The organism is Coleofasciculus sp. FACHB-712 (assembly GCF_014695635.1).
In the GTDB taxonomy this organism is placed as follows: Bacteria; Cyanobacteriota; Cyanobacteriia; order Cyanobacteriales; family FACHB-T130; genus FACHB-T130.
Genome location: NZ_JACJOQ010000191.1, coordinates 1 through 9,502 on the forward strand (window position 1 = coordinate 1; position 9,502 = coordinate 9,502).

The following is a 9,502-nucleotide window of genomic DNA, read 5'->3' on the forward strand; positions in this document are numbered from 1 at the left end:
AAGTCCATATCGCACTGCCGCCCAGGTAAAGTATTCCCGCAATAGAGAAATTGGGTAGCGCAAGCCCCAGAGACTCAAGGGACCAATGGTAATCCAAAGCAACCCGGCGACCAACCACCTGCCGTAGACAGTCAGCTGGTGTAACCTTTGCACTTGCTGCTGGAAGCTTGGGTCATTGGCATGGCTGAGGGGGTTGCGGATCAGAGGTTCAGAAGGGCATAGGGGTAGAGGAGAAGTTGAATCTAGATTATCCTGTACTTCCCCGCTCTCCGGCTCTCCAGCTCCTCTGCGCCCTTGCTCCCAGCGATCGTCTCTTGCCTGATTCATTGCTTCTTGCCTTATGCCCTTCAGATTTCATCAGAAGCTTTGGGTTCCGTTGCCGCAATGGCGATCGCTTGACCCGTCCGTTCTCTCCACCAAGCTAAAAGGGTACTCGCAATGAAGATACTGGAATAAGCACCAGCGGCAAACCCAACAATCAGCGCTAAGGCAAAGTTTTTCAGCGTTTCTCCACCAAAGAAAAAGATGGAAAACAAAGTCAGCAACACTGTAAAGGTGGTGTTAATCGAACGAGTCAGGGTTTGATTAACTGCGTCCTCGACAATCTGGTTAATATGCTCTCCAGGATTCAGTTTAATGACTTCCCGAACCCGGTCGTAGATCACCACCGTATCGTTGACCGAGAAACCAATGATCGTCAAGATAGCGACGACAAATAAGCTATCGACTTCAGTACCGAACACCAAGCTCAAGATAGCGAAAAACCCTAGGGTGATCAAAACATCGTGGAGCAAGGCAACAAAGGCGAACAAGGAGTAGTCGAACTGGAAGCGGAAGGTCAGGTAAACAAAAATACCCACAAAGGAGAGCAATATCGCCAGTAAACCAGAGGCAAATAACTGGCGTCCGAGAGTCGGTCCCACCGTGTCTATCTGAGTCTTTTGGGGATCGAAGGCTCTGAGTTGGTTTAAGGCATTTTGCAGCTTGGTGCGTTGGTCAACATTCAACGCTTTGGTGCGAATAGACACACCCGGCTGAGTTTGCCCTTGAGCGTTCCTGGTTAACGCTTGGATGCTACTGTCACCCAAACCCTGAGCTGCGATCGCTTCCCGAACCGTCGCGATATCAATGGGTCGATCGCAGTTGTTTGGTTTAGAACAATCGAGTTCAAACTGCAACCGCGTACCGCCGACAAAATCCAGACTGGGACGTAACGGCGCACCGATTTGCGTCCAGTTGATTACCATTGCAATCAGTCCACTCAGGATCAAGATGGCAGAAATCGTCCACCAGAGCGATCGCCGTTTGATTAGATTTAATTTCATGACCCTACCTCTGGCTCAGACTTCCTTGACGCCTGCAAATTCGGACAAAACCATTGTGGCTTGCGTAATTCTGGAAAGCTGATCGCTGTCATGAGTAGGGTACGGCTACAGGTAATTGCTGTAAACATACTCACTAAAACTCCGATTGCTAGCGTCAGGGCAAAGCCTTTTACCAGACCCGAACCCAGCCAAAACATAAACCCACAAGCAATTAACGTTGTGACGTTACCGTCCAAAATGCTGGAAAATGCCCGATAAAAACCAGATTCTACCGAACGATATAAACTCTTCCCGGCTCTTAATTCTTCCCGCGTCCGCTCAAAAATCAGTACATTGGCATCGACTGCCATCCCGATACTGAGAATAAAACCAGCAATCCCAGGGAGAGTCAAAGTAACGCCGAGTAAAACAAAGGCAGATAAGCACAATAGCGAATAAATGACTAACGCTATTCCAGCAATTCCCCCCGGTAAGCGGTAATAGACACCGATGAAGATCAATACCAAAATCAGACCACCGATAGAGGCGTAGATACTGCTTTGGATACTATCTCGACCTAGGGTTGCGCCCACGGTACGGTTTTCAATGATTTCTACGGGGTAGGGTAGGGCACCGCCTCGCAGCTGGACGACTAGCTCGTTAGCTTCTTCTAAGCTAAAGTTGCCTGTAATCTCGGCACCTCCACCGCTGATGCCTTCTTGGGCATACTTTACTTCAACGGTAGCAGCGCTGAGCAGTTCTTCATCTAAGAAGATCCCCAAAGTGCGTCCCGTCCCGGCGATATTTTTGGTTAACTGGGCAAAGCGTCCGCCTCCTTCAGCATCAAAGGAAATGTTGACACTCCAGTTGTCGCTCGTCTGAAAAGGTCGGGCGGTCGCTCCCGTGAGGTTTTTGCCCGTGAGTGGGGGGTTGGTGCGCTCAAACAAAGCTGCGATCGCTTGGTTACTCCGCTGGAGAGCTTCCTGATTTTTAGCGATCTCCGCTTCATCTTTCGTCTTTCTCAACTCATCCTGCTTCGCTTTTAATTCCCGTCGCAGCTGTTGTTCAATTTGCAACTGGGTTTCCGAACCCGGTTTTTGTTCGCGGAAATCCAATTGAGCAGTGCCACCCAGCACCCGTTCTGCTTGCTCCGGATCGCTGACCCCCGGTAGCTGCACCAAAACCTGGTCTTGTCCGACCGTTTGCACAATTGCTTCAGAGACTCCAAGACCGTTAATCCGGTTCTCTACGACTTTCTGAACTGCTTCTAAATCTTCTCGCGTGATTTCTTTGCCTTCAGTGGGTTTCACCTGAAGCGTCAGTTGCGATCCCCCTTGAAGGTCTAATCCCAGCCGAATTGGAATCCTGGCAAGCACGGTGATAGAAGCAATCACCAGAACCAGAATTAAGGCTAATAAAGAACGCTGTCTCTGCATACCACGACCCGCTCAAACAAATGCTATGATAATCCCTTTTGGGCTGGTCGAGGCGGATTGATTGTCAGCGGGCATTAGTCATTAGTCATTCGTCATTGGCAATTGACTCAGACTAGGGACTAAGGACTAATGACCGATCACACTTGGAGTGCCATCATCTTTTGCACGGCTTCCACAATTTGCTCTGGTTGGACAATCGTCAACCGCTCCAGCGCTCCATTATAAGGTGTGGGAATATCCTGGGAAGATAGCCGCAGAACGGGCGCATCTAGCTCATCAAATAGCCGATCGTTAATTGAGGCTGTCAATTCTGCCGCAATCCCGCCGGTTTTCATGCATTCCTCTACGATAATCACCCGGTGGGTTTTCCGCACGGAAGCGCCGATGGTATCGAAATCCAGTGGCTTGAGGGAAATCAGGTCAATCACTTCTGGATCGAAACCTTCTTTTTCCATCTGTTTTGCCGCTTGCATGACATGGTGACGCATCCGCGAATAAGTGAGGATCGTGACATCCTTGCCTTGCCGCACGACTTCTGCCTTATCTAAGGGCAGCACATATTCTTCCTCTGGTAAATCTTCTTTCAAGTTGTAGAGGAGGACGTGTTCAAAGAATAAAACCGGATTATCGTCGCGGATGGCAGCCTTTAACAATCCTTTGGCGTTGTAAGGTGTGGAGCAGGCGACAATTTTTAAACCCGGTACTGCTTGGAAATAAGCTTCTAGTCGCTGAGAGTGTTCGGCACCCAATTGACGACCGACGCCACCTGGCCCCCGAATCACCATCGGAATTTTGAAGTTACCGCCGGAGGTATAGCGCAGCATTCCAGCGTTGTTAGAGATTTGGTTGAAGGCAAGGAGCAAAAAGCCCATGTTCATGCCTTCGATAATTGGTCTGAGACCTGTCATTGCAGCACCTACTGCCATGCCGGTGAAGCTGTTTTCGGCAATGGGGGTGTCGAGTACGCGCAAGTCACCATATTTTTTGTACAGGTCTCTGGTGACTTTGTACGAGCCGCCATAGTGACCGACATCTTCACCAAGGACAAATACGGCTGAGTCGCGAGCCATTTCTTCGTCTATGGCTGCGCGGAGGGCGTTGAAGAATAAAGTTTCTGCCATCGGTACAGTAGAGGAGAGGAGTTTGATCGGGTCAGATTAGGATTTTAACCTCTTGAGGCTCTAGAATTTTGCCAGCGATCGCACATCGCTCTGGATTGATGAACCGGAAGCGATCGCACTTTGTTCATCGGCAAATCTATCGCAGTATTGACAAAAGCTTAAAAATATGCAGAAACCCGTTTTCTCAAAGAAGACGGGTTTTATGGGAAAATTATGATTAATCAACCTACAGCTTTTTTGACTTCACGTACCTTTTAAGAGCCATGCAAGTAAAAAGTGAAACTCAAACAATTTTTCCTTTTTACTTTTCCCTTTTTTAAAGCAGGCGGAAGGTGAAGGGATAGCGGTAGGGTTGATCGGGATTACCCAAACAGTGAGTAATTGCCAGAATCGTCAGTGCCCAATGAACGATAAACCCGATAGGTCCGAGGATAAAGCCCAATAAACCAAGGGTGATAAAAGTTAAGAAGGCAATAATCGCTCCATAGAACCAAACATTGAAGTGAAAGTTGATTGCTTCTTTGGCATTGTCTTTCACAACTGGATCATCGGATACAAATAACATCGCGACGGGTATCCCGATAGACACCAGTGTCGTACTAAGAAAGATCGAGCCATGAGATAGTACCGACAACAACTTTCGCTTGTCCGTGTCGTACATCTAAACCCCCTAATGCTTCTGTTGCGTTGCCTCTAGTCAAGACTGTAACACGCGATCGCTGGGGGTGAGCCGCACGCTAGCGAACGGCTTTCCGTACCCGAAAGGCACAAAAGTTTCTGGTACTAAAGCAGAGAGAATTTATCCTGAAACAGCCGCAGAATTTCGGTCACTGACCGCAGCCGTTTGCTGATGTTGCTGCCGAATTGGAATCGCGATCGCGAACTCCGCCCCCTGTCCCGGTGCTGAAACGCATTTCAAGCTGCCGCCGTGTTTTTCGACTACAATTTGATAACTGATAGATAACCCCAAACCTGTGCCGCTACCAACAGGTTTAGTTGTAAAGAAGGGGTCAAAAAGCTTTTGGCGTACCTCCTCCGTTATCCCAAGACCATTATCAGAAATCCGAACCACAACTTGACGATCGTCTTGAACTTCAGTGCGAATCCGAATCCAAGGCAGGGACGCTGGGGAACAAAGCTGCTGAGGAGAGTGTACCAAATTCTCCTCTGCACTTCTGCGCCTCTGTGCCTCTGCCTCTTCTAAGGCATCAATTGCATTGGTGATGGTATTTATAAATACTTGATTCAGTTGCCTCGCATAACACTCGATGGGGGGCAGATTACCATACTCTTTAATAATTTCAATCGCTGGGCGTCCCAGTTTCCCTTTCAAGCGGTTTTGCAAGATCAGCAGCGTACTGTCAATGCCTTCGTGGAGATTAACCGCCTTCACCTCTGCCTCATCCAAGCGCGAGAAGTTTCGCAACGATAAGACAATTTCGCGGATACGGTTCGTCCCCGCCTTCATTGAGGACAGCATTTTGGGTAAGTCTTCCTGAAAAAAATCTAAGTCAAGGTTCTCCACGACTGCGGCAATTTCAGGAACAGGTTCGCAATCGTGTTGCTGATAGAGGCGAATCAGATGTAGTAATTCTTTTGTATATTCGTCGGTGTGAATTAGATTGGCGTAAATAAAGTTAATAGGGTTATTAATTTCGTGAGCAACACCAGCAACCAATTGACCCAAGCTAGACATTTTTTCGCTCTGAATCAATTGAGATTGGGTTTGTTTCAACTCACATAAGGTTTTTTCTAGATGAAGTGTCTGTTCTCTTAATTGCGCTTCCGATTTTTGTAAAGCGATTTCTGCCTGCTTGCGTTCACGAAGCGCGGCTTGCCGTTCGCTAATATCGCGTACTATTACCAAAGCTTCTGATTCTAAGCTACGCGCATACCGAGCCTCATAATCGTGCTGGTTGCCGTCTAGGGAAGTCATTTGATACTCGTAGAGTTGTGTTTCACCGGAAGCGATCGCTTTCGATACGTTGTACATGGTAGCTTCAGCCAACTCGGCAGGTAATACCTCCCACACGCTTTTCCCCAAAAAGTGACTGGGAGGCATCGCCAGAGCATCTTCTCTGGGCGCTTGAAAGTCCATAAAAGTCCCATCACTGCAAATCCGAAACAACATATCCGGTAGGGCTTGGATGAAGGCGCGATTTTTCGCTTCGCTTTCCCGCAATGCCGCCTCTACTTGCTTGCGTTGAGTAATGTCGCTTGCTACGACTACAATCCCTTTACGGCTTCCATCTGGGTTGAATAAGGGCACCTTGGCGACATCAAACTTCCTCGCTGAACCATCGGGTAATGAAATCTCTTCTTCGTAATGGCTAATGGTTTCTGCACGCCACGCTCTTTCATCGGATTCTTGACAACCAAAAAGAGCTTCCTGATAAAATTCTGTATATTCTTCTAGTTCTGCGTCTGTCTTGCCCTGATAATCGACACCTTCGAGCTGAAAAAGCTTCAGTCCTTCTTGATTCGAGATCAGCCAGCGTCCTTCACCGTCTTTCATATTCACCACGTTCGGAACCGCATCAATCAGGGTATTCAGCCAGTATTCTTGACTTCGCAGCTGCGCCTCTATCTGCTGACGTTCCTGAATTTCTGATTTCAGTCGGCGGTTGGCTTCCTCGATCTGAGCGGGACTGGGCAGTGCTAGGATGTTAGGAATCAATGACATCAATACGATACCTGTCGCCACAGAAATCACAGCAGCTACAGCTTTCACTAACCCTGACAGCCAATACATTGGGTGCCATAGGGTCCAGATTTCCAACACATGACTTGTCCCACAAGCGATGATGAAGCTGCCAAACAACAGAAATACCCAATCAAAGGGCAAATCGCCTCGCTTGCGGACAATGTAAACCAACAGCAGCGGAATTGAATAATAAGCCAGGGCGATTAAACCATCTGACAGAATATGCAGCCACACTAGCCCTGTTTTCCATAAGTAGCAGTGTCCGTGCGGGATAAATTGCCCGGAAGTAAAAAGATTGTGCAAGAGTGATGGCATAAAGTCTCCTTGGGGTTGCTACTTTATAGCTGAATATCGTTCGCTTGCGAGAGTTGGCACGGGTAGGTCTGCACCGGATAAATTACAGTTGTTTTGCTCTTGCAAAAAGACGGTTGGTTTCTTAGCGTAGAACTTAAAAAAAACTTGCTTTGCTTAGCGCCTTGGATTTGGATTCGTCAGCAGTGCGTAATTTTAGATAGGAGACGAGTATTAACGGAATATATCCGCTTAGAATTAAATTAAGTAGATAGATATAAAGAAAGTGCAACCTTAAACGAAACTTCCCTGCGTTCTCAGTTCACCCACAAGTCGGGGGAAGAAGGGTGAGAATTTTTATTGACGAAAGAGAGAAACTTTCTCCCTTTCTTGGGGCGAAAAGTCTAAACAGAGGAAACCTCTGTTAGCATTAGGTTCTCGCGAATGGAGGAGCAAAGCTTGTCAACACAGCAGGCGAATGGGCAAGGTCTTCCGGTTACTTGGACTTACCTCCTTAGACAAAACTGCTAGCGAATTGCGGCTAGCAGGAGTGAATCTAAATTTTTGATGAAGGTAAGAGTTGTTAATCGGGAATGTTACTGAAAGAAGCGATCGCGTCTTAGTCCAATCGGAAACCTAGAACGAATAAAAGTAAAAAGGCTATCTCCGGTTTGGGTTGTTCCGTCTGTTGTATACGGATACGCTTCATCGTTTCACAATCGAACCTTTTATAATTTTTGTTGAAAGTACCGAACCAGGCATCCGAATGTTTACTGATTTCCAGTCCCCAGAAGCAACCACTCAATCTGAAATACAAGCAGCGGTTGAGCGTCGGCGTAACTTTGCGATTATTTCTCACCCCGACGCGGGTAAAACAACGCTGACCGAAAAGCTGTTGCTGTACGGAGGTGCGATTCACGAAGCGGGGGCGGTGAAAGCTCGTCGGGCGCAAAAAAAGGCGACTTCTGACTGGATGGAGATGGAGCAACAGCGGGGAATTTCGATTACCTCGACGGTGTTGCAGTTTGCATATCACAACTGTCAGATTAATTTGCTGGATACTCCGGGACACCAAGATTTCAGTGAAGATACGTATCGGACGCTGGCGGCAGCAGATAATGCGGTGATGCTGATTGACGCAGCGAAAGGTTTGGAACCGCAAACACGGAAGCTATTTGAAGTATGCCGGATGAGAAAAATCCCCATCTTCACTTTTGTGAATAAACTCGACCGCCCCGGACGGGAACCATTGGAACTGCTGGATGAAATTGAGCAGGAATTGGGATTGCAAACCTATGCCGTAAACTGGCCAATAGGAATGGGCGATCGCTTCAAGGGCGTCTACGACCGACGCCAGCAGAAAATTCACCTATTTGAGCGCAGCGCACATGGCAAGCGTGAAGCCCTGGATACCGTTGTAGATATGGGAGATCCCCGAATTGAAGAACTGCTAGAGCAAGAACTTTACTATCAACTCAAAGAAGATTTAGAACTCCTTGAAGGCGTTGGCTCAGAACTGGATTTAGACCTAGTTCATCAAGGCACAATGACGCCCGTGTTCTTTGGTAGCGCCATGACCAACTTTGGGGTGGAGTTATTTTTAGATGCGTTTCTCGACTACGCCCTCAAACCCGGTTCCCGGCAAAGCAGTAATGGTGCAATTCCACCTACTTACCCAGAATTCACAGGTTTTGTCTTCAAGCTGCAAGCCAATATGGACCCGAAGCACCGCGACAGGATAGCCTTTGTGCGCGTCTGTACCGGCAAGTTTGAAAAAGACATGACAGTGAATCATGCCCGTACTGGCAAAACCGTTCGCTTGTCTCGTCCTCAGAAACTATTTGCCCAAGATAGAGAATCGATTGAAGAAGCGTATCCCGGCGATGTCATTGGATTGAACAATCCTGGCGTCTTTGCGATTGGCGATACGATTTATACGGGTCAGAAGCTAGAGTACGAAGGTATTCCCTGCTTCTCTCCGGAATTGTTTGCTTATCTGAAAAACCCCAACCCTTCTAAGTTCAAGCAATTCCACAAGGGCGTCTCGGAATTGCGGGAAGAAGGTGCAGTGCAAATCATGTACTCAGTGGATGAAGGCAAACGCGACCCAATTCTAGCGGCGGTGGGACAATTGCAATTTGAGGTAGTGCAATTTCGCTTGCAGAATGAATACAGTGTTGAAACTCACACAGAATTATTGCCTTATAGTGTGGCTCGTTGGGTAGCCGGTGGCTGGGAGGCTCTGCAAAAAGTGGGACGTCTTTTCAACACCGTAACGGTGAAGGATAGCTGGGGGCGTCCGGTGCTGTTGTTCCGAAACGAATGGAATTGTCAGCAGGTGCAAGCGGATCATCCAGAGTTGAAGTTAAATTCTGTAGCGCCTGTAGCGGCGGGGCAACAACCAGTAGATTTTTGACCTAAGCGCTTGGGTTCAAGCGCTTGGTAAAAGCCAATACCTCACTGGTTTCCTGGGTCATGATTGATGGAACCCAGGCTGTTTCAGGCTGGGTTCCACTATCCCGTCGGAGCCGGATATAGCAATCGCCAAGGTAATTAGGACGACAAGCATAAGACATGCTCGATTGCATCTCGCAAACAATTAAACTGGTCGAGTTGTTTGCGGATGCGGCTCTTGAGCCAAGACCA

Annotated in this window: 7 protein-coding genes and 2 pseudogenes; 1 reads left to right on the forward strand and 8 read right to left on the reverse strand. The window is 48.0% G+C overall.

The features are described from left to right. The 7 genes and pseudogenes from H6F50_RS27850 to H6F50_RS05385 form a co-directional block, all read right to left on the reverse strand. Positions 1 to 327: pseudogene (locus H6F50_RS27850) on the reverse strand (hypothetical protein); the annotation flags it as partial. Positions 328 to 347: 20 nt separating this feature from the next. Beyond that, positions 348 to 1,325 (reverse strand): protein translocase subunit SecF, encoded by a 978-nt coding sequence (secF, locus tag H6F50_RS05360; protein ID WP_190427144.1) that lies wholly within the window; start codon positions 1,323 to 1,325, stop codon positions 348 to 350. Beyond that, a complete protein-coding gene (gene secD / locus H6F50_RS05365) occupies positions 1,322 to 2,740 on the reverse strand; it encodes a protein translocase subunit SecD (RefSeq protein WP_190427147.1) in 1,419 nt (472 codons plus the stop codon). Before secD ends, secF begins: the two co-directional genes overlap by 4 nt. Before the next feature lie 137 nt (positions 2,741 to 2,877). Beyond that, a complete protein-coding gene (locus tag H6F50_RS05370) occupies positions 2,878 to 3,861 on the reverse strand; it encodes an alpha-ketoacid dehydrogenase subunit beta (protein ID WP_190414510.1) in 984 nt (327 codons plus the stop codon). A gap of 60 nt (positions 3,862 to 3,921) precedes the next feature. Beyond that, positions 3,922 to 4,086 carry a hypothetical protein gene (locus H6F50_RS05375; RefSeq protein ID WP_190427149.1) on the reverse strand — a complete coding sequence of 55 codons (165 nt, stop codon included), beginning with the start codon at positions 4,084 to 4,086 and terminating at the stop codon, positions 3,922 to 3,924. A 91-nt stretch (positions 4,087 to 4,177) separates the two neighbouring features. Next, a complete protein-coding gene (locus H6F50_RS05380; protein ID WP_190414512.1) occupies positions 4,178 to 4,522 on the reverse strand; it encodes a DUF4870 domain-containing protein in 345 nt (114 codons plus the stop codon). A gap of 138 nt (positions 4,523 to 4,660) precedes the next feature. Next, positions 4,661 to 6,880: a PAS domain-containing protein gene (locus H6F50_RS05385; protein WP_190427160.1), complete on the reverse strand. Its 2,220-nt coding sequence runs from the start codon at positions 6,878 to 6,880 to the stop codon at positions 4,661 to 4,663. A 742-nt stretch (positions 6,881 to 7,622) separates the two neighbouring features. Between H6F50_RS05385 and prfC the strand changes: the two genes are divergently transcribed. Continuing rightward, positions 7,623 to 9,272 carry a peptide chain release factor 3 gene (gene prfC, locus H6F50_RS05390; RefSeq protein ID WP_190427163.1) on the forward strand — a complete coding sequence of 550 codons (1,650 nt, stop codon included), beginning with the start codon at positions 7,623 to 7,625 and terminating at the stop codon, positions 9,270 to 9,272. Between the two features lie 137 nt (positions 9,273 to 9,409). Here the strand turns inward: prfC and H6F50_RS26925 are convergent. Continuing rightward, positions 9,410 to 9,502: pseudogene (locus H6F50_RS26925) on the reverse strand (IS630 family transposase); the annotation flags it as partial.

Coding starts and splice junctions, on each gene's coding strand:
- secF (WP_190427144.1), bottom strand. CDS start 1,325: ATGAAATTAAATCTAATCAAACGGCGATCGCTCTGGTGGACGATTTCT.
- secD (WP_190427147.1), bottom strand. CDS start 2,740: ATGCAGAGACAGCGTTCTTTATTAGCCTTAATTCTGGTTCTGGTGATT.
- H6F50_RS05370 (WP_190414510.1), bottom strand. CDS start 3,861: ATGGCAGAAACTTTATTCTTCAACGCCCTCCGCGCAGCCATAGACGAA.
- H6F50_RS05380 (WP_190414512.1), bottom strand. CDS start 4,522: ATGTACGACACGGACAAGCGAAAGTTGTTGTCGGTACTATCTCATGGC.
- H6F50_RS05385 (WP_190427160.1), bottom strand. CDS start 6,880: ATGCCATCACTCTTGCACAATCTTTTTACTTCCGGGCAATTTATCCCG.
- prfC (WP_190427163.1), top strand. CDS start 7,623: ATGTTTACTGATTTCCAGTCCCCAGAAGCAACCACTCAATCTGAAATA.